Consider the following 26222-nt stretch of genomic DNA (forward strand, 5'->3'; position numbering starts at 1 on the left):
TGTTTGTTGGTTCTTACCCTTCCTTGGATTAGTTTTCTTTATGAAAAACAAACAGATTATTCTTGTTAAAAAACCCGAGGGGATGATCGACGAGTCTCACTTTGCGGCTGTTTTTACCGATGTTCCTGCTCCAAAAGACGGGGAAGTGCTGGTCAAAAATCGTTACGTTTCGATCGATCCCTATTTAAGGCTTTTGACTGAAGAGCCGGCTACCTTTAGCCGGGGAGTACAAGTGGGGAGCCGGATGGAAAGTTGGTCGGTAGGTGAAGTCCTGGAATCTAAAAGTGACGCCTTTAAGCCAAGTCAATTCGTCGTCGGTTACTTGGGATGGCAAGAATACGGCCTTTCCGAGGCTAGAGATTTAAGAAGGATCGATCCTTCCCTTGCTCCCCTACCCGCTTTTCTAGGGGTGTTAGGGATGCCCGGGATAACCGCTTATTTCGGGATATTCCGTTACGGGAAACCGCAGGCTGGACAGACCGTCCTCATTTCCGCGGCTTCTGGAACGGTAGGAATGACCGCTGGACAGTTAGCCAAGATGCATAGTTGCAGGGTTATCGGCATAGCCGAAACCGAGGAAAAATGCCGCTACCTGGTTGAGGAACTGCACTTCGATCGGGCAATTAATATTTCCCAGAGGAGTCTTATCGAAGGACTCAAGGAAGACGCCCCTGAAGGAATCGATCTTTATTACGACAACGTGGGAGGAGAAACGCTCGACAACGCCCTCTTATTCCTTAGAAAAAACAGCCGGGTGGTCATTTGCGGGATGATCTCTCAATACAACGTCAAGACTCCCTATGCTCTTAAAAATTTTGAAAGACTCCATTCGGCCCGGGCAACCCTCAAGGGATTTATCGTCGCCGACCTGATGAGCCAATGGCCGGAAGCCCTAAGCAAGCTGGAGAGATGGGTAAAAGAAAAAAAACTCAAGCATAAAGAGAATATCTTCCATGGACTTGAAAACGCTCCCAAAGCCCTCCATTCCATTTTTACCGAAGCCCCCATAGGCAAAACGGTTGTTGAAGTATAAGCAAGAGCGCAACTTTAACGGATCAGTTCGAGCAACGCGCTGAGGGGAATTCCTACCCAAGAAGGCCTGCTTCCCAGCTCGTAGCCCACTTCATATACCGCCTTTTCGAGCAGGAAAAAATCCAGCAGCAGCCGGAAATTCTTTTCTTCGGTCGGCAATAGAATACTTCCCCGAGTCATTCGCCTGTAAGCATCAAGAAAATTTTTAGAGACTTTTGAGTACCACAGCTCGGCAAGCTTCTTCAAAAAAAAGCCTTCTCTTTCTTTGCCTTCCGCAAAAGAGTAAGCCACGTAATGAAAAGACCTGAGCATTCCCGCCACGTCACGCAACCCGGGCCACTTGATTTTCCTTCTTGCCATAGCCCGGTTAGGTTCCCCCTCGAAATCGATAACCAGGTAATCTGATCCGGTCCACAACAGTTGACCCAGGTGATAATCTCCATGGATCCTGATTTTATGGACACATCCCGCTTCCAGCGCGCTGATTTTTTCCTCCAATCTTTTTCTTACCCGCTCCGTCAATGAACCGAAGGAAAGATTTTGCCGCGACAGCCAGGCATTGAACCAGGGATTGGAAGGAGCATTTGTCCACTTTTCCTTCATGATGCCAATCGATTCTTCGTAGAGAAAGTAAAGATCTTCTTTCTCTAGAGGTTGGGGTTCGAAAGAGGGGATTCCTTGGGCTCTACTCAAGGCCAAGTGAAGTCCGGCCGTTCTTTCTCCAATCAAAGCAGCATCTGGGCCAAAATAAGCCCCACCGGCCATTGCTGAGAACCCCGAACCGCCGGTCTCATCGTTTGGCTGCAACCGGGCTGCCCGGATGAATCGAGATAAAGCTTCTTGAGCCTTTTTCCAACCATTCTCCAGGCTAGGAACATAGCTGCTAAGAAGACCAAGAGTGTAGGATAGGCCTTCAATCCGGGCTTCGATTTTGCCCCTGTAGGCAGGCACATGGGAAAAGGAAGATCGTTCCGTAAGGAAAGAAAGAATTTCTGTCTCGGGGTTTTCTCCGGGTTCAAGCTTGCGGTAGAGCTTTAAAAAGAATTCCTGGCCCAAGATGTAGGCGCTGTTGGATTGGTCGGCGGCTAAAAATTGCCCCTGGAGACGGCTCAAAGTGTTTCGATCTAAAGAAAGCAGAAAAGGGGAACCATAACCCTGCATTTTCCCTTTTCCACCCTGGACTTCTCGTCCTTTCACGATCAACTCGAAAAGCAGTTGGCCCAGTTCAGCCCTAGCCGTAGCTTCCCTATAACTTAAGGAAGAGCGCTCATCAAAAAACAGCCTCTCTTCGTTGCCGACCTCGGTCGAGCTTGTTTTCTCCAAGGGCAACGAATAGAGTTCAAGAAGGCCATCGTCATAATAGACTCTAACCAAAAGAATGCTGAAGGCTGCCGAGGGGTGATCAAGGCAGAATTCCTCCTCGACGTCCACTTTGGTTATGGATTTAGACTTGGAAGCAAACCACCGGCAACGGGGCAGGTAAACTCGAAGAGCCTCCGTGAAGGCTTCTCGCTCAGGCGGAGTAAGCCAAAAAAAAGACCGCATGGGATTAATTTTAAAGCCTTCCGCTTTCCTTGTCAGGGAGAAAACGAACCATCCTGTGATAATTGGAAGAGGTGAGCGGGACAGGCTTCAGGATCGAGCTTCACAAAGTTCCATTCTCCATGCCAAGTGTAGGTCACATCCGCAAGAAGATCGGTCAGCTGGTAAGGCTTGGAAGGATCTAGTCCAACCGATTCAGGTTGGAAATGAATCCAACCCATCTCGGTATTTCTACTCATGTTCACCACGATCAGGAGGGGATCTCCATGTCCCGGCAGTTCCTTGACATAGGCAAGCAGCCTTGGGTTATCCCCCTGAATAAAGCGGATGTTTTCCGTTCTCTGCAAGGCGGGATGGAGCTTCCGAATATGGTTGACCTTGGCAATGAATTCTTTTATGTTGCCGGGAGCATTCCAGTCCCAAGTTTTAATCTCGTATTTTTCAGAATCCTTGTATTCTTCCTTCCCGGGTTCAAGGGGAATGTTGACGCAGAGTTCAAAGGCAGGGCCATAAATTCCATAATTGGAGCTGAGGGTGGCCGCAAGCACATGACGCATTTTAAAAACAGAGGGGGGAGCATACTGCAGATAGCCGGCAAGGATGTCCGGGGTGTTAGGCCAAAAATTGGGCCTAAAAAACTCCACTACCGGGGGAGAGGTCAACTCTTCCATGTAAGCCTTGATCTCGGAGGCTTCAGATCTCCAGGTAAAATAGGTATAGCTTTGAGAAAACCCCCGCTTGGCTAAACCATAGAGCAACTTAGGCCGCGTAAAGGCTTCAGAAAGAAAGAGAGTATCGGGGTAATCCCTCTTGATTTCCCATATGACCCAGCGCCAGAACGCTAAAGGCTTGGTATGAGGATTGTCTACCCTGAAAATCTTGACTCCCTGGTTTATCCAAAAAACGAATATGCTCTTAAGTTCTTCCCATAAGGCTTGCCAATCTTCAGTCTCAAAATCAAAAGGGACAATATCTTCGTACTTCTTGGGGGGATTTTCAGCATATTGGACGGTCCCATCGGGTCTCCATTTAAACCAGGCAGGATGCTCAAGAAGGTAAGGATGATCGGGAGAACATTGAAAAGCGATGTCTAGGGCTACTTCTATACCGTAGTCGGCAGCCTTTTTGACGAAGTGCCGGAAATCTTCCAGGCTGCCTAGACTGGGATGAATGGATTTATGTCCTCCCTCTGCCGAACCAATAGCCCAAGGGCTACCCACATCTTCCGGTGAAGCGATCAAGGCATTGTTTTTGCCTTTCCTGGCCTTTTTACCGATAGGATGGATGGGAGGCAGATACACCACGTCAAAACCCATCGCGGCGATGTCGGGAAGAAGTCTTTCGCATTCCTTGAATGTCCCATGCTTGCCGGGAACCGAACTCCAGGACCTCGGGAAAAATTCATACCAACTGCTAAATTGGGCTTTAGACCGTTCCACGAAGATAAACAATGGAGATTCGGATTCAACTGATAAACTCCTATCCGGGTTCTTTTGAACGAGTTCCTCCAAGTAAGGATTTTTAATCAGCTGCAACCTTTGATGGAGGGAAAGTCGTTCATCCTTGAGACGGTCAATCCAGTCTTTTAACTCCTGACTGCGGCTAAACGCCCAATTTTTTTCGAGCAGCCCTATCCCGATGGATAATTCTACAGCGATATCCTTGTCATTTTCAGCCAACTTATGCAGCTTTTCCAACCAATTTTGAAAATGATCGATCCAACCGATGATCTTAACCTCGTATATCCCCAGCTTCTCCAAAGGAAAAGAGGCTTCCCATTCATCGTTGCCGAGCTCCTCCATGGAGATTTCAGTCCATTGGCTGTCGGCTATATGCCTGTAGGCGAGATGAACCGAAATCCTTTCATGCCCATCAGCAAAGACGTAAGCACGGACAACCATGGTTTGACCGATAACCCGCTTTAGAGGGAAATCAGAGCAATCCACCGAGGGGAAAATCCGCTCTATGACTATCCTTTTTCTGCCGTCAACAGGCAGAAAAGATTTTTCGACTTCGTATCCAAAGGAAGGCATTTTCATTAGAGCTGAAAGGAGAGCCCTTTAAAACCCTGGGCTGTTTTCAAGCTTGTCGAAGTTAAAATCCAAGAAGGAAAAAAACTTCTCTTTTGGTGTTATCGGCACCCAGCCCGGCATTCAAAAAGAGCCTTCAAGAAAGCCCAAAGGGGAAAATCCCATCTTCGCCTCGAAAACGGGGCTTCTGCCTATCGTCCATGAACTCTTTGTTTTCAGCGGGCAGGTCTTCTTCAAAAAAATCTTCCCCTTCTTCGCCAGGCAAGACTTGATAACTTGAAAGTTTCATGTCGATCTGTTCCAGTTTCTGTTCAATCCTATCGAACCTTTCGTTAAGATGGTGATCAAGCTGATCGATTCGATCGAGCACCATTTTTACAAGATATTGGAATTCTTCCTGGGGATGTTGACCGGCTGTAAAATTCTCATTCCAAACACGGTTCAAAATATCGATACGTCTTTTCAAGGAAGAAAGGCGATGATTGAAGTACCACCAGAGCCCGGCCAATAAAACAAAACCTAAACCCAATAACCAATACCCCAAGCCATAGGAATCAAAAAGAAAAGACTTCATAAAATGTTCCTTACATCGATAATATTAAAAAAAATTATAAATTAAAGATGTTTTGAATTTTTTTTTGTCATTCCCCTCCAAGGCTCTTTATTGCTTGATCCACAGGCAAAGAATCTTTTATTCTAAGCTTGTGCACTTTCAAAGCTTGATCCCTTTAGCCCTCTTTTTCTTGCTGCCGGTCCTTGTAGGGGGATGCAGCGGAGAACAAAGAGCGCATTTTGCCAAGGATAAAATAGAAGAATACAAGCAAAACCCGACAAAAGAAAATAAGCAGGAAGCTCAAGCCGCCCTTGCCGAGCTTGATGCTTCCATACATAGGCTTGAAGCCCAAGTATCCAGGGAAAGCGGGGAAACGAAAAGATCCGACCAACAGAGACTAAACGAGCTAAAGAAACAAAGATCGAAGCTCAACACCGACTTTACGAAAGCCGAGGCGGAAACGCTCTTGAACAACTTGAAAAACTTTTTTCAAAACCCTCCCCTCTTGGAAAACAAGAAGGACAACAAAAATCCCTGATTTTTTAAAAAGAGCTCCAACAAGCAAAGAGATCTTTCATTGAGAAGCGATTAATAAACGGAGGATTGGGCAAAGCGTTGCCCAACCTTGGGGCTTTTCCCTCGGGTTGGACTTGGACTGGGAGCAAGGCGCTCATAGGCCAGCCGATAGAGCCTGATCCTATGGTATTCCTTGGGCCAAAGTTGCCACAAGGAAGCGGGTTGATAAAAATCGGAATACCACCTGCCCTTGTAAAAAATCTCCATATGCCCGTAATGGCTTCTTTTCCTGGGATAAAGGATGTGGACATCGAAATCCCTGGGTTGCAAGTGGGCAGGCACCTCCCTATAAAAGCCTGTTTTCACCAGGACTTCTCCATACTCCTTGGCGTAGTCTCTTCTTTCCAAGGGTCTGCCGATAAGCTTTTCAATACATGTCCTGACAACTCGGGCGCAGAGTCCCCTTGAACACTTTTTTTTCTTGGGTAGGGCAGCCTCAAACTCCTTTTTATTGATGAGGATAGCCTGGGGGGCGGAAAAAGAAGAGCCTTTTTTGATCGCTTCCTTCGAAGCCTTTGCCCAGAGTCGTTCCCCTTTGAACGAAAGGCAAAAGAAGAAAAAAAGGAAAAAAGGCACAACGATCCATTTTGAACCCATGAAATTGGATTAATTGCCAAAAATTTGTTCCGTTGGCAATCTTTTTTTCCATTCTCAATGCTTATCTGCAACCAATGACTTCTGAAAAAGGCTGGTATAAAAGGCATGCAAACCCCGGGCTAAATCATGCCTCCTTTGTTAGAGCCCGGCTAAATCTATACCCTGTAGCCCAAGACCGGTTTCCAAGACGGCACAAGCTTCCTTAAGAGAGGGAAGGACAAGGCAAGTGCCTCCTCAAGCGGGATTTAGACTTTTCGAAATCAATATGGCATGAAAAAGATGTTGAAAAACCGCTGCGTCAGGCTTACTCGTTTTTGCCTAAACAATAGCGAAGCCTGCTCTGGTCATTAATCCCTTTGCCAGGGGATGCCTCGGCAGCGGGCTTTCCTCACCACACCAGGGAAGATTTAATCAGCGGTCCGTATAGTCCATGGGTTTGACTTTTGCCCGCGGGTGAGCTTATTCTTAATTTCTAAAACAAAAGAGAAAGGAATCGTTATAGAAAACTTCAAGACTCTTTCTCTTCCCCCGCTTACTCCCTACCAGCTATTTACCGTGGCCAACCACAAGGCTTTCTTTATCGATGTTCAAAGCCAGCAGGTTCTAGGCATGATCGACTTGGGTTACCTTGGGAATATCGTTCTTTCACCAGGCGGTCAATTCGTCTATGCCGTAGAGAGTTTTTATAGCCGAGGCACGCGAGGGAAAAGGACAGATGTGATTACCCTCTACGACGGGAAAAATCTATCGGTTGTCGGAGAAATCATCATTCCTCCGAAACGTTTTCTTTGCGTTATCAAGAAGAACACCCAGGCTTTGAGCGGAGAGGGCCGTTTCCTTCTTGTCTGCAACATTACTCCGGCCAGTTCCATAACGGTAGTTGATCTGCATCAAAGAAAGTTCTTAAGAGAGATTCCTACTCCCGGCTACGTTTTACTCTATCCCTACGAAAAGAGAAGGTTCATCATGATCGGCCGTGATGGGAGTCTCTTGGTCTTCTCCATTGACGATGAAGGGCATCTTGAGCAGCGTCGCAGGTTTCCAGCCGGATTCTCGATGAACGATCCGTTGTTCGAACATGGCCTTTATCTCAGAAAGACCAACCAATACGTCTTTATCTCCTATGAAGGCCTGCTCAATTTCCTACAGCTCGAAGGCCCGGCGGTCCAATGGGGGAAAAAAGAAGATATCTCCCAAGGAAGCGGATGGAGACCGTGCGGTTGGCAACTTCTCAGTTGCGATCCCCTGGAAAAAAACCTCTATATTCTCATGCATAAGGCAGGCAAAGAGGGGCATAAAGATAGCGCCGAGGCGGTTTGGGAAGTGGACATGACGAATCAAAAATGCAAAAGAACGATTTCCTTGGAAAGACCGGTCGATTCGATACAGGTCGCAGCCCAACAAAAAACTTATCTTTGTTGCCTGAGTCGAAAAGGTTATCTTGATATCTATGATCTTCAAAAGGGCACAAAGATCGGATCCATGGAAGAACTTGGAGAAGGGGCTCTTCTTCTTTTAAGTTACTGCTCTTAAGCCTATGGTCGATCCTCTGATCCATGATACAATCGTTTATTTTCTTGCCGCCCTTTTTTTTTATTCCGGGCTGCAAAAATGGATCCATCATCGTTACTTTATTTTATCCCTCGCAGGCTACCGTCTTTTCCCTGGGAAGCTCGTTTTGATTCTCTCCTTTCTGATTCCCTTGAGCGAATGGGCAGCCTCCCTATGCTTATTCTTTCCTGGGGGGCAAACCTACGGTCTTATCCTGGCGCTTGGCCTCCTTGGAGTTTTTTCCCTTGTAATATTCATCAAGCTTCTCCAGGGTGAAGAACCGGCCGATTGCGGCTGTTTTGGTCCGGGGTTAAAACTGGAACTATCCTGGATTCTTCTTTTGAGAAACTTGGTCTTGCTTGGGATGTCGGCTCTCTCGCTCTGTCCCCAGTCTCACCGGCCCTTGACCTTTTGGGATCAACTCTTTTCTCCATGGATAACTTTCGTTTTTTGCCTTACCTTTGCCGCCTGGAATCGGATTCTCAGCAACAACTCTCTTCCCTTGTTGAAAAAAAAGAACCTTTATGAATGAACTGCTTGTCTTGCTGCTTGCCCTGGCCTGGATCATGATCGGTTTTCTTGCCCTCGGCCTTTTTGCCCTGGCACGGCAAATCGGTATCCTTCACGAAAGGATCAGCCCTCTTGGAGTCCTCCCCTTTCAGGGAGGAATAAAAGTAGGGGAAAAAACCAAGCCTTTTGAGTTAAAAGACATTGACGAGGGCAGGTCTCCCGTTCGAATAGGTGGGGAGCATCCCCTCAAAAAAGACAGCCTTGTCTTGTTTATCTCTCCGCGCTGTCCCTTATGCAAAAAGCTTCTGCCCGGCATCTCCACTTTAAGCCGTTCATTGAACGACATCGAGCTTATCTTTGCCAGTGACGGAGAAGACAGGTCCGAGCATGAGAAAATAAGGAATTTAAAATATGTATCTCCTTTCCCTTATGTCGTTTCCCGGGAGCTTGGCGTTTTCTTTGGAGTAGCCTCGCTTCCCTATGCCGTTTATATTAATGCCGAAGGCAAGGTTATGGCCAAGGGGCTTGTCAATAGCATCGAACAGCTTGAAGGATTAATCGAGCATGGGCGAAGCCCGAAGAATGAACGGGGAAGGTGGCCTGATTCAACCTTGAGTCGAGAAGGCTAAAGGCCCTTCAACGGACAGAGCAGACAGCCGGCTGATATGAAAGCAATTGACCGTCTCGTTGAGTTTTTTTGCCGCCATCTTGCCTTACGCCTGCCAAGGAGAAGTTTCTTCGCTTCTTTTGCCCTTTTTATAGGGGCGGCTAAGAACATCATGGCGGTCCCGGTTGAACGTCCCAGCCTTCTAAAGGATGATGCGGAAGAAAAAAAAGGAAAAGAACCGCCTGCAAGCAACGATCCTGCCACTTCCTGTTCCTATTGGAGATACTGCAGCCTAGACGGTTTTCTCTGCAGCTGCTGTGGAGGGGGGGCCACAGCCTGTCCTCCCGGCACCTTCCCCTCTCCCACTCATTGGGTTGGAAGTTGCAGGAATCCCGAGGATGGCAAACATTACCTTGTTTCCTATCGGGATTGCTGTGGCAAAGGATACTGCGGTCGCTGTTACTGCCGCCAGACCGACGCAAAGGAAATGCCCGTCTATCAACTGCTCCGCAACAATGATACAATCTGGTGTTTTGGAGCTCCTAACATGATCTATCACTGTACGGGAGCCGCCGTTCTTGCCCCTGCTCAAGACAATCCCCGGGAAGAAAGAGAACCGGTATCGCAGCACAAGGAAAAGGACTGAAGAAAAAAAGGGGGATTTGATGCGTTTCCTATGCCGGTTCATTCTTCTTATGGTTGCGATTGACCCCCGTTTTTCATGGAGCTTGTCCAAGGAAGAGGAGCTATACTGGCTTCACTGCTCGGGTTGTCATGGTTTAAAAGGAGAGGGCGTTGCCGGGGTCTCTCCTCGGATCAACGAAACGATCGGCTACTTTGCCAGTACCGAGAAGGCAAGAAAGTATATCATCAAGCTTCCCGGGGTGGCCCTATCCCCCATGAGCGACGAGGAACTTGCCGATCTTCTCAATTGGATGGTCGACTCTTTCAGCCCGCAGAAATTCCCCTTTAAAAAATTTACGAAAGAGGAGATAGCCCGGCAGAGAACAGAACCTCTATGGGAAATAGAAAAAGAAAGGTTGAGCCTGCTCAAGACCCTGCCTCAAAAAGAGGCCTTAAGCCGATCCTGGAAAAAATTCCGGCTCGATTCCTCCCCATGATGATTAAATTCCCTCGCTTTCCCCATCAGCCCTCGGAGTGGTTCTCAAAGAAAGGATCGGCCAATCCTGCTTGCAAGAAAAAGAAGGCGTCTTTAAAACAGATTTTCGTTGTATTCGGTTGTCGATAAGGCCAAAATAAATCATTTCTTTAAGAGGGGTACTTTTAAAGAGCCCTCGTGGCGGAATGGCAGACGCACAGGACTTAAAATCCTGTGAGCTTAAAAAGCTCGTGCGGGTTCGAGTCCCGCCGGGGGCACATCAAGTTTATTAGCTGCAACTCAACCCGCGGCCATTTGTTCTTCGATATAATGCAGCGCACCGTAAAGTCCTAGACAAGGGGTTAATACAACTTTCAGGGGAACTTCTTTCAAGAAAAAGGAAAGTCTTCCTTTGTCGCAAAAAGACTCTATAAAAAAAGGTTCTTTGAGCTTTTCTACAATATGCGGAGCAATTCCCCCCCCGATATATACCCCGGCCGACGCCAAAAATTTCAGGGCTAAATTTCCCGCTTCAGCCCCAAGCAAAGAAACAAAAAGATCGAGTGCTTTTACACACAGCATGGAATCTTTTTGGAGGCCGTGCAAAGAAATGAGCCGTGGAGGATCTTCGCTATTTTCCAGTTCGGTTTCCAGCCCGTTGTGGTCCACGGCGGTTTGAGTTTCCTTCAAAAACCTGTAGATATTCAAAAGGCCGGGTCCAGAAAGCACCCTTTCATAACTCACATGCCCGTAAAGGTTGTGTAAATACCTAAAAAGTTCGATTTCCTGTTCATTCCTTGGAGCAAAATCGACGTGGGCCCCTTCAGAAGGGAAAGGAACGTAGCGGCCGTTTTCCCATCTTAATCCCGCTTCACCCAGGCCGGTTCCGGGGGAAATAAGGGCTTGACAGCCCCTCGGCTGGGTTTTCCCTTCCTGGATGACCATGAGCTCTTTTTCGTCCAGGACAGCTAACCCATAGGCTGCAGCCTGGAGGTCATTGATAAGATAACAGTATTCCGTTCCGCAAGTATCCCGTAAAACTTCTTCATCGACGACCCAGTTTAAATTCGTCAGTTTTGCTTTGCAATCGACAATGAGACCGGGAAGGCCGAAACAAGCCGCCTGGACTTTAAGCTTCCTCTTTTCCAAGAAAAGGCGGACAAAGGTTGTAAAATCGGCTATATCTTTGCTCTTGAAATATTCGATCGGGTAGAGCAACCGCCTTGATGTTATAGATTCAAAAAGGGCGAAACGAGTATGGGTTCCCCCCACATCTCCAACAAGAATCATTTTTTAATCCTTAGACCCGACAAAGACGAAGTCGGTTCCATTATCCAGCACGAATTTCTGAACATTCAATCCGCATTCTTCCAAGAAAGTTTCGATCTGGTTTTCTCCGAGCAACTGGTTTCCTTCTACAAATTCATGCAGGTTTTGAAAGGCAAGGACCTGCCTATTTTCTTCCCTTAATTGCTCGAGCTTTTCCGGCCAAACCGGCTCCCAAACCAGGACCTTTGAATGAGGGTTCAAGGCGGACTTGAGTTTCTCTACCAGCCTTGATCTTGATGACCAAAGATGATGCAACGACCGACTAAAGGTAAATAAAGAAACCTGTTGGGGCAAGGGATATTCAAAAAAGTCCGCAGCAACGAATTGAACTCTGTCTTTGAGGCCGCCCGCACGTTTTTGCGCCTCGGCAATACCTTCCTGGCTGGAATCGATACCGAGTCCACGTAATGTTTGAAAGTGGGTTAAAAGGGCTCGCAACAACCAGCCGTTTCCGCAGCCGACGTCAACGACAATTCCCCCTCCAGGACCGATTTCCTCGACGAAAGCAAGCCTGGGAATAATTTCCTTTTGGAAAAGGATAGAAAATTTATCTTCCATCATCGTCCACATAAACGGGAAAACGGCCGTATCTTCAAAAGGAGGGAAGGCATGAACATGGCCTCCTGTTTTAGACAATTTCGCAACTTGGCTGGTGATTAAGGGATAAAAAACCGATTGCAAGGCCAAGGGTAAGGTTTTGTGCCTGTCTTTTTCATCCGCGAAGAGGGTCCCAAGGGGGGATAGAACATACAAGGAGTTCTTTTCATCCATAAAACCAAAAGCATAGGCGGCAAGACAAAACCTTCGTAGATACTCGGCATCAACGGCCGTTTTTTGCTGGAGTTCCTCAAAAGAGAGAGCACCCTCTGCATGCAAGGTCTTGAAAACTCCCATGCTTATTCCAAGGTAAGCCACGTTAAGCGCTTGAAGGGTGGGAATGAGGTCATTGCCCTGTAAGAGAAATCGGTCTGGTTGCATAATCCAAAAGGTAGTGCAAATCCCAAGCGATGAAAAAGTTTTTTTCTGTCGTGGTTAATCATTTAAAAGCTTGAACCGTATAGGAACGATCACGTAGGAGGTGACGGGTATACCGGCCATTTTGGCGGGATTAAATTTCCACCTTTGAACCGTCTCAAGCGCTGATCTATCCATGGCCGTGAATCCCGAGCTTTTTGACAGTTGCACGCTCACCGGCCTGCCTTCCGGAGATACACACACTTTTAAAACGACCAATCCTTCTTGACCCCGACAGCGGCATTCTTCGGGATAAGGAGGAATAGGGTTGTGAAGGTAGTCGGGGGAAGCGGCGGTCGTTGTGCCTCCACCCCCGCTAGCGGTTCCTCGAACAAGGGTCCTTGTATTTTTGCCTTTTCCCGTCCTTCCCTGTCCGTAATTCGCAGAAGGCTTCGTAATGGCAAGAGCGGGCTTTGGTTCTTCCTTTTTCTTTTCTAGAAGAGAAAAATCCTCCTTCTTGGGAATCTCTTCTTTTTGGGGTTGAGGAACGACGGGGGATTGAGCCTGGGGTTCGTCAACCTTGCCGCTGCTTCCCTCCACGAGCTCGATCTGCGAATAGCCTATAGCGCCACCCATGGCGTACTCGGCCTTCTTGTAAAAGAGGGAACCCACCCCGAACAAGAGGACGAAATGAAATACCAGCGAAGCAACCAATCCAATGATATCCTTTATTTCCATACGCATCGGCTTTTCCCCAAGGGTCTATAATTATGAATCTTCCGGGTCGTCAAGTTGTCTAAAACAGAAGCAAAAAGAAAAAGCGGTAAGCCCTTCATCAATCCAACCAGAGGACATCCAATGGGCTAATACCCTTCTCGATCAGCACGATAGAACTTTGAACTTCGGAGGAGGAGTAGGAGGAGGTTCTCCCGGGGAGCAGCTAAAAGAAATCGGGCTGTAGCTTACGTAAGAATCCAAGATAAGCTCATGTCTAGAAAGGCCGGGAGCAAGGCAGACAAACATCAGTTCTTTATCCGTAGGCTGAACTTGGCTTTTCAGGGGGGAATCCCTGAAGGAGCGGGGAATCTTTTCACAAATCCGGCAACTTTCTTTGCCCGATAAAGTTTTTTCGACCGCTTTATACCAAGGAATACTCTGGGAATAATGACTGATCATCCGGCTCCAAGCGATGGATTGAAGGATAAGCAGATGTCCCCCTCCAATAAAGATCATCGCTACGGCAACCAGGCACCATCCCACTTTTTTCATTTCTTCTTTTTATTTTAAGGGTTATGGAGTCAAAGAACAACTCGTATCCTTGCAGAAAAATTTCTAAAGGAAAAAAACTTTTTGTTGTTTTGGCATTTGAATTATAAGCAGCTCCCCTCGATTCGGGGAATTGAATTCTAACCCAGGAATAATTTTAACCCAGGAATATATCCTCAATGGCTAAATTTGTTTCTTTACTTTTTCCTTCCCCGGCCTGCTTCTTGGCAATCCTTTTAGTGCTTGTTTTCTTGAGTTCCTGCAGCCCTATATCGGGTCGCATTATGAAAGAAGCCCAAGGAAGCCCTTCTTTTACGGAGATTAAAAAGAATCCTAACCGCTACAAGAATAAAATGGTGATACTCGGGGGCACCATTGCCCAAGTCAAAAACCTGAAAAACAAAAGTTACATAGAAATTATTCAAAACCCGTTGGACAATACCGATTATCCCTTGGACAGTTCAAAATCCTCGGGTCGATTCCTTGTCCTAACAAGCCGTTTTATCGATCCCCAGCTTTACAGCGTCGGCAAAAGGATAACGGTTGCAGGCAGGATCATCGGTGGCCAGCCTGGAGTCATAGGTCAAAGAACTTATGTCTATCCCTTGATTGCCGCTTCCCAAATCCACCTCTGGCCATCCTATTCCGCATCGGAATACGACTACCAGGCTCTAGGCATGGGCATGGGTCCGTTTATGGGTCCATCCTGGGGGTGGGGAGGATATGGACCGGGATTTTTCTGGTAGTTTTTTCTTGCATGCCCATTTAAAACATGGGAAGAACAGGAAACCAGTTAAAAGAATTCTGATCTCCATCCTATGAATTCCCCTAGCCTTGGGTTTAGGATTCTCTTCCTTCCGGTTCTTCTTTTTGGATTGATTTCCTGTAGTCCTTTTTCAAGCACGGTAAAAAAAGAAACCCGGGGCCAACCTTCCTTTTCCCAGCTCATACGAAATCCCCAAGCCTACAAGGGAAGGACCGTGATGTTCGGGGGAACCATAGCCCAAACGAAAAATTTAAAAAATACCACGCTGATCGAGGTAATTCAAAAGCCCTTGGATAGTTCAACGGACAGGCCCCTGGATACGGATAGAAGCGGAGGCCGGTTCCTGATCGCCTCAAAAAAATTTCTCGATCCCTCTATTTACAGTAAAGATAGGGCGGTGACGGTTGTCGGCAAAGTCCTGGGTGTTCAGCCCGGAGTGATCGGGAAAAGATCCTACGCCTACCCGGTCATCGGGGCAACCCAGATCCATCTTTGGTCAGAGTCCTATTATTACCCCGGGTACTACTACCCCGGTTATTTCTGGGGCCCAGGTTGGGGCTGGGGTTGGGGCCCAGGCTGGGGGTGGGGCTGGGGTCCAGGTTGGGGTTGGGGCTGGGGCTGGTGGTAAGGATAAGAAGAAAAAAGCTCTCCAACTTAGCCGGGGAAGCTTGCTCCCGGTGGGTAAGAAGGGAAAAATCGGCTTAAAAAAAAAGGGACCGATGAACCCGGGCAGGCTTACTCAAAGAGCTCCAGTTGTTGATTGAGGGGAGAGTTTATACCCGGTTTTTTCTTTTCCCCATATCCATACTTACGGAGAAAGCATCCAAACCACTGGTTAAATTCTGCGGCCGCTTTCCCGCTGCCGGTCATCCTCGTCCCAAAGCGGCTGTCGCTAAGCTTGCCTTCCCTATAATCCTTGATGCGGTTTAGGATTTTTTCTTTTTTTCCTGGAAAATGGGCCGAAAGCCACTCAACAAAAAGATCCGCTACCGACCACGGCAACCGCAACAAGGAATACCCTGCAAATGAAGCTCCCGCTTCGGAAGCAGCCTTCAAGATAGAAGGCATTTCACAATCGTTCAACCCGGGAATGACCGGGGCGATCATCACTCCCACCGGAATACCTTCCGAGGAAAGGGCCCTGATGGCTTCAAGCCTCAACTGCGGCTTGCTTGCCCGTGGTTCAAGAACCGAGGCCAAGGCAGGATCCAGGGTCGTCACGGAAAGAGAAACGTTCACTAAATTATGCCGGGCAAGCTCCTTTAATAGATCCATGTCCCTGCATACAAGACGGTTTTTCGTAATCAGCGCAAGGGGTTGGCGATATTTTAAAAAAATTTCCAAGCACTGCCGGGTGAGTTTAAAATGGGATTCGCAAGGTTGATAACAGTCGGTTACCCCGCTAACCAAGATCAGCTTGCTTTTCCACCGCGGCGAGCGGAAAACTTTTTCCAATAGAAAAGGAGCCTTGGTTTTGACAAGAATCCGGCTTTCAAAATCGACTCCAGCAGAAAAGCCCAAGTACTCATGGGTTGGACGGGCATAGCAGTAAATGCACCCATGCTCGCATCCCCTATAGGGATTAAGACTCAGCTCAAAACCGAGATCAGGGCTCTTGTTATAGGACAAGATTTCGGAGGTGGGATCCTCGTAAAAAAGCGTTTTCCTCACCCCATGGCCTGTTTGATACTCCTCTTCCCATTCTAGCTTTAAGGATTCAAACCTGTTAGAAGGATTGGAGAGTGCTCCTCTACCCTTCCATCCCCTTTCGACCTTTTGAACTGATTGCTGCACGACACCCTTCTTGGCCTTAAGCGATATTACCCAGCATGTCGTTTTCTTTCAAATGTTCGCTTTTGACTTTCTTATCCATGAGTTTATGGCTCATCTGCATGCACAAATCGACCAGTGCCTGGGTAGCCCTGCTTTTCATTTTATCAATCGGCTCAATGATATTTATCCACCATTCGATACCACGGGGAGGATCGATTTCACAATAGAGAAGATCGCTGTTCCCATGCTCGAGAACCCGCCTGGCGACAAAACCGATACCCATCTTTGCTCTTACCGCTTCTTTGACCGCGTCGGCCCCACTGACCTCGAAACAGAGCTTGAAACGCAATCCTTTTTTTTCTATCGCCTTTTCAACCGTTTTTCTTACGCCTGATTCGGGTTCCCTCCAAATAATGGGATAATCAACGAGTTCTTCAAGCATTACCCCATTTTGCCATTTTTCAGACATGGGATGATCTTTCCAATAAATCAAAACAATTTTATCCTTCCACCATTTCTTGACTTGGAAAGTCTCGGGAATATCTTCCTCTATCGGGTCTTCCACGAAACCCAGGTCCAATTCCGTCATGCGGCGGAACAATTCATGGGTAGGAGCCGTTTCTACGGAAATACGAATGCCGGGGAACTTTTTCTGGAATTCTACCAGGGAGAGGGGAATATAATAATTGGAAGCGGTTACCGTCGCTCCAATGCGTAGAGTCCCCGCTGACAAACCTTTTAGCCGCCGGATATAGCCTTCGGCTTTTTTCATGTTTTCCTCGAGGGCAACGGCATAGACCATGAGCCCTTCACCCGCTGGAGTAAGGACGACTTCATGTCCCTTTCTCCGGTATAGAGGCTCTCCCACGGCGAGGTTCAATTGCCTGAGCCTGGCCGAAATGGCAGGTTGACCCAGGTTCATGAGCTCGGCAGCCCGGGTCACGCTTTTTTCTCTAATCACTTTCAGCAAGGTTAACAGGTGGTTGGGATTGAGTTCGACGGTATCGGCTCCCTGCAGTTTCTGAAAAAAATAATCATTATCATTTTCCATGATTTTATAATTTTTTTTGTTTAGGAGTAAAAGTCAATAAAAATTATCAATAGATTTTAAAAAAAACTTCATTTTCTGAACATAAGGATAGACTTATAATTTTTAAAACATAAGCTATCCTTTCAAATAATCGATTATCACCGCAATGCATCGGCTGCTTTCCAGAAGAAATTCCGATGCTTCCAACACCCAATAAAAGCCATGACCAAAACGGCCAAGGGACTTGCTATCAAGCTATTTTAATAGCTTGCCGGAAAAAAAGGAGCTAAACTCTAGTATTGCAAATAGTGCGTAATGGTGTATTATGTAGGGCATGGAAAGCACTATGAGCACGGGCCGGGCGGCCAAGCTGCTGGGGGTCTCGGTCAAGACCATGCAGCGATGGGAGCGTGAAGGCCGACTAATTCCTGCGGCGCGGACCGACAGCAACCGAAGGCTTTACACCGAATCACAGCTTCGTGATTTTCTCGGCCTGCGCCATGCGGTGTCCGAGCCGACGCGGCTCATCGCGTACTGCCGCGTCTCCAGCGCCGCACAGAAGCCCGATCTTGTTAATCAGCGCAAGGTGCTGGAAGAGTTCGTGGTGGCAAAGGGACTGGCGAACGTCGAGTTCATCGAAGAGGTCGGTGGCGGACTGAACTTCAAGCGCAAGCGCTTTTTGGAACTCATGGACGCCATTGGACGGCGAGAGGTCAAAACCCTGATCCTTGCCCACCGCGACCGGCTCACCCGGTTTGGCTTCGAGTGGTTCGAGCATTTCGCCAGTAGGAATGGGTGCGAACTTCTCGTGCTCAACCTGGAGCGGCTGTCGCCCGAACAGGAAATGGTGCAGGACCTGATGACCATCGTGAATTGCTTCTCGTCCAGGCTCTACGGTTTGCGCAACTACCGAAAAAAGCTCAACGAAGCGCTGAAGCTGGACGCGACCAACGCGACACAGGTGTGAAGCCGTGCAACTGACCCACAAAATCGCCCTTCGTCCGACGCCCGAGCAGGCAGACTACTTTGCCCGCGCCTGCGGCACCGCGCGGCGCGTCTGGAACTGGGCGCTGGACGAGTGGAAGCGCCAGTATGCCGCCGGGTGTAAACCCAACGCGATGGCGCTCAAAAAGCAGTTCAACGCCATCAAGTACCGCGACCCGCAGTGGCTCGACGAGGACGGGCAGCCGTGGTTCAAGACCATCCATCGGGACGCCCACGCGCAGCCCTTTGCGTACCTGGAAAAAGCCTGGAAGCGCTACTTTGCCGACCGCAAAGCGGGCAAACCGGTGTCTGAACCGCAATTCAAGAAGAAAGGCCGCTGCCGCGACAGCTTCGCCTGAGCCAACGACAAGTTTCGGGTCAGCGGTAAGACGATTCGCCTGCCCAAAGTGGGCGAAGTCGCCATGGCCGAGGCGCTGCGCTTTGAGGGCAAGATTCTCGGCGCCACCGTCTCTCGCACGGCGGATCGCTGGTTTGTGGCGATTCAGGTCGAAGTGCCAGACCGCATATTCCATCGCCGCCGCACGGGCGATGGTGTTGTGGGCCTTGACTTTGGCGTCAAAGCAGCAGCCACCCTCTCAAGTGGCGAAGCGATTGATGCTCCCAGACCGTTGAAAGCCGCTCTGCGCCGATTGAGAATCCGTAGCCGACGCTTAAGCCGCAAGATCGAAGCCGCCAAGGTTGCCGCCGGATTTGCTCCTCAAGCTCGTCTGCCCAAAGGCACCAAACTTCCCGTCTCCAACAACCGCAGGAAGTCTGCTGCGACATTGGCAAGGCTGCACGCCCGCGTTGCCAATGTCAGAGCGGATTTCACCCACAAGCTCACGACCCGGCTCTGCCGTAAAAACCAAGCGGTGGTGATCGAGGATTTGCACGTCAAAGGCATGTTGGCAAACGACCGACTGGCCCGTGCCATCAGCGACGTGGGCTTGGGGATGTTTCGCGAGCAGATCGAGTACAAGGCGAGGCGCTACGGCACGCGGCTCATCATCGCCGATCGCTGGTATCCGAGCAGTCGCCTGTGTTCGGTTTGCGGGTGGAAGAACGAGGCGCTGACGCTCAAGGATCGGAGCTGGACGTGTCCCGAGTGCGGCGCGCGCCACGACCGCGACTTCAACGCGGCGCTCAACCTCAAACGGCTGGCAACCGCAACTGCCCTACCCGTGGCGAGTCCGTCTGGTAACAGCGGCGCTGCGGCAGAGATGGTCTCTGCCGTAGTCGGGAAAGTTACGCCTGTCAGAGACGATTCCGTTGAGGAATCGGGGCAGGAAGAGAACAGTGCGCACCTTTGCGCACGTTTTTGATAGCAGGCTTGTCTTTCTTCCACGGCTCCTTGAAGTGGATTATTCTAAAAAAAGAACAGCGAGGGATGAGCTAAAGAAGGAAAATTTTTTTCCCCAATTGAATATTTTTAGTTAGATTCCAACTGTAAAGCTCTGGAGAAGACACTCCCAGCAGGGGTAGAGACAAAGCGATAGCTTTATGGGAAGCCGATCCCCTTCCCGCTTCGGTTCTAGCTCGGCTTTTTGCCAGCTAATACCGCGGCTTTTAGATAGCCAAACATCTTGAAAAGTTGACCTGGGGCATGGGAGGGCGACCCAAGATGAGATCGGTTACCTTTTGATCGCCCACCAGTAACGAAATTCACTGAAGCGCAGGGTGCCACGATGCCTTCCCACCCAGCGGGGAACATAGGGAATTTCTTCGCGCTTGAGCAAAACAATACCGTTTGCCCCATGTTCAACGGCCACCCTTGCCGCATGTTTTCTTTGCCTGTTTGTTTCTATCAGGCCCAAGATCCGGTAAGGATAGGAAGGGACAGAATCCACCCACACATCCACGGGGACTTTGCCCCCATCAACAACGATATTGATCGTTTCCGGTTTTGCCTTTTGATTTCCCGCTTTATGCCACTGAGGCTTAGGGGAAGCAAAATACTCCGTTTTGGCAAGAAGGGGAGAACAAAAAAGGAAAAAACCCAAAAAGAAATAACCAGCTCTTCTTATTTCTCTTGATTTTAGCATGGTTCTTAGTAATGAAAAAGAAAACTATAAACAAGAAAAAAAGCGCAAAAAAAACATCCTTATTGCTAATTTTACCCTGTTGACAAAAAGACTTTATGACTTCCCCCATCCCGTTGTCCAGGCAGCAGATTGAAATTCCCTTGGATTTCCATGACATTCCCTATAACACTACCGATGAAATTCCTCTAGGAACCGATTATTTTGTCGGTCAACAAAGAGCGGGAGAGGCCTTCGACTTTGGCCTTTCCATTTTAAAACCGGGCTACAATTTTTTCGTCATGGGTCCCCCGGGAATCGGCAAAAGGACATTCCTGGAAAGGGTATTGAAGGAAAAGGCCGCTCGGGGCCCCACTCCCCTTGAGTGGTGTTATGTTTTTAATTTTGAAGAGGAAAACAAGCCCAAGGCCCTCTCGTTCCCCGCGGGGAAAGCTTCGGAATTTTCTGAAGACATGGCTAGGCTTGTCGACGATCTCAAGATTGGAATTCCTGCTATTTTCGAAAGCGATGAATATAAAACCAGGGCCCAGGAAATAGAACAGGAGTTCATAGACAGGAGAGAAGAGGCTCTTAGCCGACTCAGGGAAAAAGCCCAAAAAGAAGGAATAGCCCTTCTGCAAACACCCGCAGGAATCGCCTTTGCTCCCTTTAAGAACGGGGAGGTCCTCGATCCCGAAAGATACAATGCATTGCCCGAGGAAGAAAAAAAGAGGATAGAGACGGCGATTCGTTTACTCCAAGAAGAACTGACGGCCATTCTCAGGCAGATTCCAAAGTGGCGAAAAGAAGCCCAAAACAAGCTCAGGGAACTCAACCGCAGTTACATCCAGGGAGTTGTATCGGGTCTCCTCGAAGAGCTCAAATCGAAATACAAAAACAGTGAAGAGGTACTTAAGCACCTGGAAGAGATTCAAAAAGATGTTTTAAAAAATGCCGAGAGTTTTCGCTCTCCAAGGGAGACTGAAATGCCGCCCTTGCCCGGAATGGGAACGATCGGCAGAGAACCCTTGGAAGCCTTGCTTAAACGTTATAAAGTCAACGTTATCGTGGACAATTCCCAGTTGCAGGGTCAGCCGATCGTCTTTGAAGATAATCCCACCTTCGTCAACATCGTGGGAAGGATCGAACACATAGCCCAGATGGGAGCCTTGGTTACCGATTTTTCCCTGATTCGGCCTGGAGCCTTGCACCGTTCAAACGGAGGCTACCTTATCCTTGATGCCTTGCGGGTTCTTTCCCATCCCTTCTCCTGGGAAGGACTCAAAAGAGCCCTGCGCACGAGGCAGATCAAGATAGAACCCCTGGGTGAAGCTTTAGGATTAATCAGCACGGTTTCTCTAGAGCCCCAACCCATTCCTCTCGACCTCAAAGTGATCCTCGTGGGAGATCGGCTGATCTACTACCTGCTCTATCAATTCGATCCCGAATTCAAAGATCTCTTTAAAGTAAGCGTGGATTTCAGCGAAGAATTCGACGCTCACCCTCAAAACCTTCTTCCCTACTGCCAGCTCATTGCTTCCCTTTGCCGCCACCACGGCATCGGCCCCCTGGATAAATCGGCCTTGCGGCTAATCCTAAAGCAGAGCCTAAGGCTTTCCCAGGACTCCAAAAAATTCTCCCTGCAAAGGGGAAGAATACTCGAGCTGCTTGAAGAAAGCGATTACTGGAGAAAAAAAGAAAAGGCGCCAACAATTACCGCCAGGCACGTTCAAACCGCCATCGTATCTTATTCCAACCGGATAAACAGGGTGCAGGAAAAAATTAAAGAATCGATTTTGAGGCAAATCCTGCTCGTTGAAACCGAAGGGAGCAAAGTCGGGCAGGTGAACGGGCTTGTCGTCGTCGACATGGGCAATTTCCTCTTCGGCTATCCGACAAAAATAACCGCTCGGGTGCGGTTTGGCAACGGACATGTCGTGGATATCGAAAGAGAAGTTAAGTTAAGTGGACCTATCCATTCCAAAGGGGTCTTGATCCTTTCGGGCTTCCTGGCGGGCAGGTATCTTCCCGATGAGCCTCTTTCTTTGAGTGCCTCCTTGGCTTTCGAACAGTCTTACTCGGTTGTGGAAGGAGACAGCGCTTCGGCTGCGGAACTCTGTGCCTTGCTCTCCGCCCTTTCCGAACAACCCCTATGGCAATCGATCGCCATCACCGGCTCGATTAATCAACTCGGAGAAATCCAGGCTATTGGAGGAGTCAACGAAAAGATTGAAGGCTTTTTTGATATCTGTTCTTCTCGAGGACTCAATGAACGATCCGGGGTGATCATTCCCCAGTCCAACCTCCAACATCTCGTACTCAAGGAGGAGGTCCTGGAAGCTGTAGAAAAGGGACTCTTTAAAATATATTCGGTCAAAACGATCGACGAGGCGATGGAAATCCTTACCGGGATCCCCGCCGGGGAAAGGGGACCGGATGGGAAATATCCTCCCTCGAGCCTTAATGGAAAAGTTGAAGAAAAGCTCTCTCAATTCGCCCGTCGCGCTCAAAAATTCGCCTCCTCTCTTCCGAAAGCGGCCGTTGAATCCCAGGAAGGAAATAATGATAAGCAAAATTCTTCTCTTTGAGAATCTGACCGTTTCGATCAGCAATGCGGCATTACTAGCAGCAAAGCTGGAAGCCGAGCTACTGGGGCTTTTCGTCGAAGATGTCAACCTTTTACGGCTCAGCAACCTTCCCTTTGCCTGTGAAACCGAGATTCATTCGACCCTCACAAGATCGATAGAGCCCGAATCCCTGCTAAGAAGATTCCGTACGCTGGCTGCCCAGATGGAGGAAAGATTGTCCCATGCAGCCCACAAGCTCCATGTTTCATGGTCATTCCAGGTTTCCCGTGGAATCCTCTGGATGGAACTACTCGAAGCGGCAAAAAAATGTGACCTTCTTGTGGTTTCCGCAAAAGGTCAATTTTCTAATTTTTTACCTTTCTTTGACGATCCTTTGTGTCGTTTACTTGAAGAGGTCCAGAAACCCATCCTTTTCCTTCCTTCCGAAAAGCAACTCCAATCTCCTTTTGGGTTGCTGCTCGATCCTTCCAAGGATTTCCTCCCTATTCTTAGGCTATCGGCGGGGATTGCAGAAAAATTCTCCGCGGCCTTGACAATCTTTGCATTAAACAAGCCTCTTGAAGCGGCTCAAAGCCGCCTTGTCGAAACCATGACGGAAGGCATTCCCAAGCTGTCCCTTATTCAAGGGGTGAGGAAAGAGCCCACGGTGATCGGCTCTCTTATCCACAAGGAAAAAATAGGTCTTTTATTTTTTTCCCTGAAAAACTTAAGCTTGCCCAAAGAAAGATTAAAAGTCCTGATGCGCTTATTGAGCTGTCCGGTTTTATTATCTCCTTAAGGCTACCCAGCTAAAATGCTTTAGCTGATATTCCCTTTTCATTAATCTTAATTCTTGCAAGGATAGGTTGAGCTTGTTAAAAAAATAAGGAAATTTTTCCATGAATCCTGAAGGTCTCACTCCCTTTTGTCATCCCATTTTATCCCTCTATCCGGAAAGGTTGAACCCTGAGTCCCTCTGGCACGGACATATTCCTTTTGCATTCTGGATTACGGCGGCCGTTCAGCCCCAAATTTTTGTCGAGCTTGGGGTTTACAAGGCCGATTCTTACTGTGCCTTCTGCCAGGCTGTAAAATACCTCCATTATCCCACAGCCTGTTATGGCATCGATCATTGGAAGGGAGACGAAACAACCCCTCCGCTGAGTAGGGAGCAGTTCGAAGAACTCGAATCTTACCATTATCCCCGGTATGGTTCTTTTTCAAAATTGCTTTCTTTTAGCTTCGATGAGGCGCTGGATTACTTTAAAGATAGTTCCATCGATCTCCTCCACATCGATGGATCTTCAACCTATCCCTCCGTCCGGCATAATTTCGAAAAATGGCTTCCCAAAATGACCGACAGGGGAATAATCCTCATCCATGGGACGAACGCCCGGGAAAAAGAATTCGGAAGCTGGCTTTACTGGGAAGAAATCAAGGAGTCCTACCCTCACTTTAACTTTCTCCACGGCCATGGACTGGGAGTGCTTGCGGTGGGCAAAGATATTCATCCTTCCCTGAAAGCTTTGTTAAGCTTAGAAAAAGAAGAGACCGATATCGTCCGTTCCTTCTTTTTGCGCCTGGGAGAAGGAGTCGCTTCTCTGGCGAAAAACGAAAAACTCAGAAAAGAAAAAGAAAGCCTTCTTTCCAAGATAAGAGAGCTTGAAGAAAAACTCCAAGAAAGCGCCCTTTTAAGCCTGCAGTTAAAAGAAAAAGAAAAAGAAGCGGCCGATTTTTTTGCCCGCCTCCAGCAGCTTGAGGACAAAGAAAAGGAATTTTACCGGGATCTAGGCCAGCTCTTCAAAGTCTCTCCCGATCAATCTGCCGATCCTCTTTCCCTCCTGGCCCTCGTAAAGGAAAAATGGGAGGAAGAACAAGCTCTCGTCGCTTCTTTAACCAACCAGCTCAGGCAGGTTGAAAAAGAAAAAGAAGATCTTCTGCGCAAAGAAGAAGAAGAAAAAAATAAAAGCAAGGCTGCCGCTTGTGCTGAAAAGACAGTTTTAGAAAACCCGCTGAAGCCGACCCAAGACACTTCCGCCGTAGAAAAGCTTCGTGTCGTTGTAGAAAAAGAACCTTCCGGCTTTGATGCTTCAGAAAACTTAAAAAAGGTTCAACTGAATTTAGCCAACTTAGAAAAGGAATTTCACACCTATCAAAACCGGTTGATAGAAGAAATCCGAAGGATAAACTGCCTGGATGCCAAGAGGTTAGAACAGCAATACAAATCCTATAAAAAGAGCGCAAAGAAAAATTCTTTCTTCGCCTGCCTTTTTAGTCCCAAGGCTAGGGAAGAAAACAAGCTTTTTGAAAAGGTCCTCGAACTCAATCTCTTTGACCCGGATTTTTATATCCTTCAAGCACCCGATGTATCGAGAGAGGAAGCCTTACGCCATTATTTCAGGGAAGGCTACATTGCCGACCTCAATCCCAATCCCTATTTTGACACCGCTTATTATGTAAAACAAAATCCCGAGGTAGTCCAACAAAAGATAAATCCTCTTATTCATTTCATTGAAAAGGGAGCTTTAAACCGTAGGAATCCCAGTCCCTACTTTGATATCCAGTATTACCTGGAACAATATCCAGAAGTCGCCGAGCAAAACTTAAACCCCCTTTCCCACTTCCTTATCCAGGGAAGGAAAGAGGGAAGATTAAGCCGACCTATTCTTAAAATCAGCTCCCGGATACGTCCCAACCTTATGCTTAAAGAACCGCGTCCAACAAGGATTTGCACGGTCTGCGGCAAGGAACTCCCTCTTCAATCAAGCGAAAAAACACCTCCGGACCCTATTCTTTGTCCCTACTGCCGTTCCAAGGAGCCCGAAATAGAGCTCGGTAAAACTCTTATCCAGGCCCTAGGCTTGCCTACATCTTCCCTTCGAGAAGCTGCCGTAAAGCTTGAGAATAGACGCATTCTTCTCCTAGGGCCGATCCAAGCGATCCGGGAAGTTCTATCCCCAAGCTCTACTACCGAATTCTTCACCGATTTTGATCCCCAAAAGCTTGCTTCTTTCCCTAAAGAATATTTCGACCTTGTTCTAGGACTTCTTCCTGAAAATTTTTCTCTCCAAGATAAAGAGCCCTTTGAGGGGATATTCGAAAGACTGAAGCCCCAAGCTCAATTTCTCCTCTCTTTTTCTCTTCTTGGCGTTTCTTCCAAGGAACCGTCCAACGAAGCCCAAGTCCAGTGTCCATCCCCTTTACCTACCGATCTAACCTCCCAAAACGGTTCTCCCTCTTCCCTAGCCATGCAAATTTTAGAAGTACTCAAGGAATGCGGCTTTAGGCTTCTCCCTTCCCAACCAGCAGCCCCGCCGCCGTCAACCCCGACCGTGGTTGTTCTTGAAAAACCCCGGCTCGCCGAGGAGAAAAAAAGTTAAATCCCTTTACTTTTGCCAACCCGGACCGCTACCGGCCCCTTGCTTTAGTCGATTTTAA

The 26222-nt window shown here is 48.2% G+C and carries 26 protein-coding genes and 1 tRNA gene; 16 read left to right on the top strand and 11 right to left on the bottom strand.

Features of this window, described 5'->3' with window-relative positions; translation table 11 throughout:
- Nucleotides 1-40: 40 nt before the first annotated feature.
- Nucleotides 41-1033 carry an NADP-dependent oxidoreductase gene (locus MINF_RS08815; protein ID WP_012464326.1) on the top strand — a complete coding sequence of 331 codons (993 nt, stop codon included), beginning with the start codon at nt 41-43 and terminating at the stop codon, nt 1031-1033.
- 14 nt (nt 1034-1047) lie between these two features.
- Here MINF_RS08815 and MINF_RS08820 read toward each other — a convergent pair whose 3' ends face one another.
- The 3 genes from MINF_RS08820 to MINF_RS08830 form a co-directional block, all read right to left on the bottom strand.
- Nucleotides 1048-2577 carry a phosphotransferase gene (locus MINF_RS08820; RefSeq protein WP_012464327.1) on the bottom strand — a complete coding sequence of 510 codons (1530 nt, stop codon included), beginning with the start codon at nt 2575-2577 and terminating at the stop codon, nt 1048-1050.
- A 32-nt stretch (nt 2578-2609) separates the two neighbouring features.
- A complete protein-coding gene (locus MINF_RS08825; protein WP_012464328.1) occupies nt 2610-4613 on the bottom strand; it encodes an alpha-1,4-glucan--maltose-1-phosphate maltosyltransferase in 2004 nt (667 codons plus the stop codon).
- Between the two features lie 127 nt (nt 4614-4740).
- The gene (locus MINF_RS08830; RefSeq protein ID WP_012464329.1) at nt 4741-5178 is read right to left on the bottom strand and encodes a hypothetical protein; all 438 of its coding nucleotides are present in this window, start codon (nt 5176-5178) and stop codon (nt 4741-4743) included.
- Nucleotides 5179-5308: 130 nt separating this feature from the next.
- Here MINF_RS08830 and MINF_RS08835 point away from each other — a divergent pair, with 130 nt between their 5' ends.
- Nucleotides 5309-5695, top strand: a complete 387-nt coding sequence (locus MINF_RS08835; RefSeq protein ID WP_238523478.1) for an enzyme of heme biosynthesis — start codon at nt 5309-5311, stop codon at nt 5693-5695.
- Nucleotides 5696-5745: 50 nt separating this feature from the next.
- Here MINF_RS08835 and MINF_RS08840 read toward each other — a convergent pair whose 3' ends face one another.
- Nucleotides 5746-6330, bottom strand: coding sequence for a hypothetical protein (locus MINF_RS08840; protein WP_048810311.1), 585 nt, complete (start codon nt 6328-6330; stop codon nt 5746-5748).
- A 453-nt stretch (nt 6331-6783) separates the two neighbouring features.
- Between MINF_RS08840 and MINF_RS08845 the strand changes: the two genes are divergently transcribed.
- From MINF_RS08845 to MINF_RS08870, 6 genes are all read left to right on the top strand, one after another.
- Nucleotides 6784-7863: an amine dehydrogenase large subunit gene (locus tag MINF_RS08845; protein ID WP_012464333.1), complete on the top strand. Its 1080-nt coding sequence runs from the start codon at nt 6784-6786 to the stop codon at nt 7861-7863.
- Between the two features lie 4 nt (nt 7864-7867).
- Nucleotides 7868-8413, top strand: a complete 546-nt coding sequence (locus tag MINF_RS08850) for a MauE/DoxX family redox-associated membrane protein (RefSeq protein ID WP_012464334.1) — start codon at nt 7868-7870, stop codon at nt 8411-8413.
- A complete protein-coding gene (locus tag MINF_RS08855; protein ID WP_012464335.1) occupies nt 8406-9020 on the top strand; it encodes a thioredoxin fold domain-containing protein in 615 nt (204 codons plus the stop codon). Before MINF_RS08850 ends, MINF_RS08855 begins: the two co-directional genes overlap by 8 nt.
- Nucleotides 9021-9056: 36 nt before the next feature.
- Nucleotides 9057-9644, top strand: a complete 588-nt coding sequence (locus MINF_RS08860) for a methylamine dehydrogenase light chain (protein ID WP_048810312.1) — start codon at nt 9057-9059, stop codon at nt 9642-9644.
- Nucleotides 9645-9693: 49 nt separating this feature from the next.
- Nucleotides 9694-10119: a c-type cytochrome gene (locus MINF_RS08865; RefSeq protein ID WP_148205225.1), complete on the top strand. Its 426-nt coding sequence runs from the start codon at nt 9694-9696 to the stop codon at nt 10117-10119.
- Nucleotides 10120-10289: 170 nt separating this feature from the next.
- Nucleotides 10290-10375 (top strand) — tRNA-Leu (locus tag MINF_RS08870).
- Between the two features lie 22 nt (nt 10376-10397).
- Here the strand turns inward: MINF_RS08870 and glk are convergent.
- The 4 genes from glk to MINF_RS08890 all read right to left on the bottom strand — a co-directional run bounded on the left by glk (nt 10398) and on the right by MINF_RS08890 (nt 13649).
- Nucleotides 10398-11387 carry a glucokinase gene (glk, locus tag MINF_RS08875; protein ID WP_012464339.1) on the bottom strand — a complete coding sequence of 330 codons (990 nt, stop codon included), beginning with the start codon at nt 11385-11387 and terminating at the stop codon, nt 10398-10400.
- A gap of 3 nt (nt 11388-11390) precedes the next feature.
- Nucleotides 11391-12404 carry a class I SAM-dependent methyltransferase gene (locus MINF_RS08880; RefSeq protein ID WP_012464340.1) on the bottom strand — a complete coding sequence of 338 codons (1014 nt, stop codon included), beginning with the start codon at nt 12402-12404 and terminating at the stop codon, nt 11391-11393.
- A 54-nt stretch (nt 12405-12458) separates the two neighbouring features.
- Nucleotides 12459-13118, bottom strand: a complete 660-nt coding sequence (locus MINF_RS08885) for an energy transducer TonB (protein ID WP_238523479.1) — start codon at nt 13116-13118, stop codon at nt 12459-12461.
- Nucleotides 13119-13259: 141 nt separating this feature from the next.
- Nucleotides 13260-13649, bottom strand: coding sequence for a hypothetical protein (locus MINF_RS08890; RefSeq protein ID WP_012464342.1), 390 nt, complete (start codon nt 13647-13649; stop codon nt 13260-13262).
- A 176-nt stretch (nt 13650-13825) separates the two neighbouring features.
- Between MINF_RS08890 and MINF_RS08895 the strand changes: the two genes are divergently transcribed.
- Together MINF_RS08895 and MINF_RS08900 are read left to right on the top strand one after the other, a co-directional pair.
- Complete coding sequence (locus MINF_RS08895; RefSeq protein WP_079200445.1) at nt 13826-14392, top strand: Slp family lipoprotein; 567 nt, start codon at nt 13826-13828, stop codon at nt 14390-14392.
- A gap of 72 nt (nt 14393-14464) precedes the next feature.
- Nucleotides 14465-15040 (top strand): Slp family lipoprotein, encoded by a 576-nt coding sequence (locus MINF_RS08900; protein ID WP_012464346.1) that lies wholly within the window; start codon nt 14465-14467, stop codon nt 15038-15040.
- A gap of 107 nt (nt 15041-15147) precedes the next feature.
- On the opposite strand, the gene MINF_RS08905 is transcribed toward MINF_RS08900, so the two are convergent.
- Nucleotides 15148-16206, bottom strand: a complete 1059-nt coding sequence (locus MINF_RS08905; protein WP_012464348.1) for a PA0069 family radical SAM protein — start codon at nt 16204-16206, stop codon at nt 15148-15150.
- Nucleotides 16207-16222: 16 nt separating this feature from the next.
- The gene (locus MINF_RS08910; protein WP_012464349.1) at nt 16223-17236 is read right to left on the bottom strand and encodes a LysR family transcriptional regulator; all 1014 of its coding nucleotides are present in this window, start codon (nt 17234-17236) and stop codon (nt 16223-16225) included.
- A gap of 313 nt (nt 17237-17549) precedes the next feature.
- On the opposite strand from MINF_RS08910, the gene MINF_RS08915 reads away from it, so the two are divergent.
- Genes MINF_RS08915 through MINF_RS08920 form a run of 3 tightly spaced genes read left to right on the top strand, consistent with a single transcriptional unit; the run spans nt 17550 to nt 19521 of the window.
- Nucleotides 17550-18182 (top strand): IS607 family transposase, encoded by a 633-nt coding sequence (locus MINF_RS08915; protein WP_012464351.1) that lies wholly within the window; start codon nt 17550-17552, stop codon nt 18180-18182.
- Between the two features lie 4 nt (nt 18183-18186).
- On the top strand, nt 18187-18558 hold the full coding sequence (locus MINF_RS11625) for a helix-turn-helix domain-containing protein (protein WP_079200446.1): 372 nt from the start codon (nt 18187-18189) through the stop codon (nt 18556-18558).
- A 33-nt stretch (nt 18559-18591) separates the two neighbouring features.
- The gene (locus MINF_RS08920; RefSeq protein WP_274377022.1) at nt 18592-19521 is read left to right on the top strand and encodes an RNA-guided endonuclease InsQ/TnpB family protein; all 930 of its coding nucleotides are present in this window, start codon (nt 18592-18594) and stop codon (nt 19519-19521) included.
- Nucleotides 19522-19830: 309 nt separating this feature from the next.
- Here the strand turns inward: MINF_RS08920 and MINF_RS08925 are convergent, their stop codons facing one another.
- Nucleotides 19831-20241, bottom strand: coding sequence for a hypothetical protein (locus MINF_RS08925; protein ID WP_012464354.1), 411 nt, complete (start codon nt 20239-20241; stop codon nt 19831-19833).
- A gap of 95 nt (nt 20242-20336) precedes the next feature.
- Here MINF_RS08925 and MINF_RS08930 point away from each other — a divergent pair, with 95 nt between their 5' ends.
- From MINF_RS08930 to MINF_RS08940, 3 genes are all read left to right on the top strand, one after another.
- A complete protein-coding gene (locus MINF_RS08930; protein ID WP_048810314.1) occupies nt 20337-22805 on the top strand; it encodes a Lon protease family protein in 2469 nt (822 codons plus the stop codon).
- On the top strand, nt 22780-23583 hold the full coding sequence (locus MINF_RS08935; RefSeq protein WP_048810315.1) for a hypothetical protein: 804 nt from the start codon (nt 22780-22782) through the stop codon (nt 23581-23583). The genes MINF_RS08930 and MINF_RS08935 overlap by 26 nt, the downstream gene beginning before the upstream one ends.
- A gap of 100 nt (nt 23584-23683) precedes the next feature.
- The gene (locus tag MINF_RS08940; protein WP_012464359.1) at nt 23684-26164 is read left to right on the top strand and encodes a class I SAM-dependent methyltransferase; all 2481 of its coding nucleotides are present in this window, start codon (nt 23684-23686) and stop codon (nt 26162-26164) included.
- Nucleotides 26165-26222 lie beyond the last annotated feature (58 nt).

Origin of the sequence: Methylacidiphilum infernorum V4 (assembly GCF_000019665.1) — a bacterium.
Lineage (GTDB): Bacteria > Verrucomicrobiota > Verrucomicrobiia > Methylacidiphilales > Methylacidiphilaceae > Methylacidiphilum > Methylacidiphilum infernorum.

What these genes read in the sequence shown, in the direction of transcription:
- MINF_RS08815 (WP_012464326.1), top strand. Translation starts at nt 41, where the DNA reads ATGAAAAACAAACAGATTATTCTTGTTAAAAAACCCGAGGGGATGATC.
- MINF_RS08820 (WP_012464327.1), bottom strand. Translation starts at nt 2,577, where the DNA reads ATGCGGTCTTTTTTTTGGCTTACTCCGCCTGAGCGAGAAGCCTTCACG.
- MINF_RS08825 (WP_012464328.1), bottom strand. Translation starts at nt 4,613, where the DNA reads ATGAAAATGCCTTCCTTTGGATACGAAGTCGAAAAATCTTTTCTGCCT.
- MINF_RS08830 (WP_012464329.1), bottom strand. Translation starts at nt 5,178, where the DNA reads ATGAAGTCTTTTCTTTTTGATTCCTATGGCTTGGGGTATTGGTTATTG.
- MINF_RS08840 (WP_048810311.1), bottom strand. Translation starts at nt 6,330, where the DNA reads ATGGGTTCAAAATGGATCGTTGTGCCTTTTTTCCTTTTTTTCTTCTTT.
- MINF_RS08850 (WP_012464334.1), top strand. Translation starts at nt 7,868, where the DNA reads ATGGTCGATCCTCTGATCCATGATACAATCGTTTATTTTCTTGCCGCC.
- MINF_RS08855 (WP_012464335.1), top strand. Translation starts at nt 8,406, where the DNA reads ATGAATGAACTGCTTGTCTTGCTGCTTGCCCTGGCCTGGATCATGATC.
- MINF_RS08860 (WP_048810312.1), top strand. Translation starts at nt 9,057, where the DNA reads ATGAAAGCAATTGACCGTCTCGTTGAGTTTTTTTGCCGCCATCTTGCC.
- MINF_RS08865 (WP_148205225.1), top strand. Translation starts at nt 9,694, where the DNA reads ATGGTTGCGATTGACCCCCGTTTTTCATGGAGCTTGTCCAAGGAAGAG.
- glk (WP_012464339.1), bottom strand. Translation starts at nt 11,387, where the DNA reads ATGATTCTTGTTGGAGATGTGGGGGGAACCCATACTCGTTTCGCCCTT.
- MINF_RS08880 (WP_012464340.1), bottom strand. Translation starts at nt 12,404, where the DNA reads ATGCAACCAGACCGATTTCTCTTACAGGGCAATGACCTCATTCCCACC.
- MINF_RS08885 (WP_238523479.1), bottom strand. Translation starts at nt 13,118, where the DNA reads ATGGAAATAAAGGATATCATTGGATTGGTTGCTTCGCTGGTATTTCAT.
- MINF_RS08890 (WP_012464342.1), bottom strand. Translation starts at nt 13,649, where the DNA reads ATGAAAAAAGTGGGATGGTGCCTGGTTGCCGTAGCGATGATCTTTATT.
- MINF_RS08895 (WP_079200445.1), top strand. Translation starts at nt 13,826, where the DNA reads ATGGCTAAATTTGTTTCTTTACTTTTTCCTTCCCCGGCCTGCTTCTTG.
- MINF_RS08900 (WP_012464346.1), top strand. Translation starts at nt 14,465, where the DNA reads ATGAATTCCCCTAGCCTTGGGTTTAGGATTCTCTTCCTTCCGGTTCTT.
- MINF_RS08910 (WP_012464349.1), bottom strand. Translation starts at nt 17,236, where the DNA reads ATGGAAAATGATAATGATTATTTTTTTCAGAAACTGCAGGGAGCCGAT.
- MINF_RS08915 (WP_012464351.1), top strand. Translation starts at nt 17,550, where the DNA reads ATGGAAAGCACTATGAGCACGGGCCGGGCGGCCAAGCTGCTGGGGGTC.
- MINF_RS08925 (WP_012464354.1), bottom strand. Translation starts at nt 20,241, where the DNA reads ATGCTAAAATCAAGAGAAATAAGAAGAGCTGGTTATTTCTTTTTGGGT.
- MINF_RS08930 (WP_048810314.1), top strand. Translation starts at nt 20,337, where the DNA reads ATGACTTCCCCCATCCCGTTGTCCAGGCAGCAGATTGAAATTCCCTTG.
- MINF_RS08935 (WP_048810315.1), top strand. Translation starts at nt 22,780, where the DNA reads ATGATAAGCAAAATTCTTCTCTTTGAGAATCTGACCGTTTCGATCAGC.
- MINF_RS08940 (WP_012464359.1), top strand. Translation starts at nt 23,684, where the DNA reads ATGAATCCTGAAGGTCTCACTCCCTTTTGTCATCCCATTTTATCCCTC.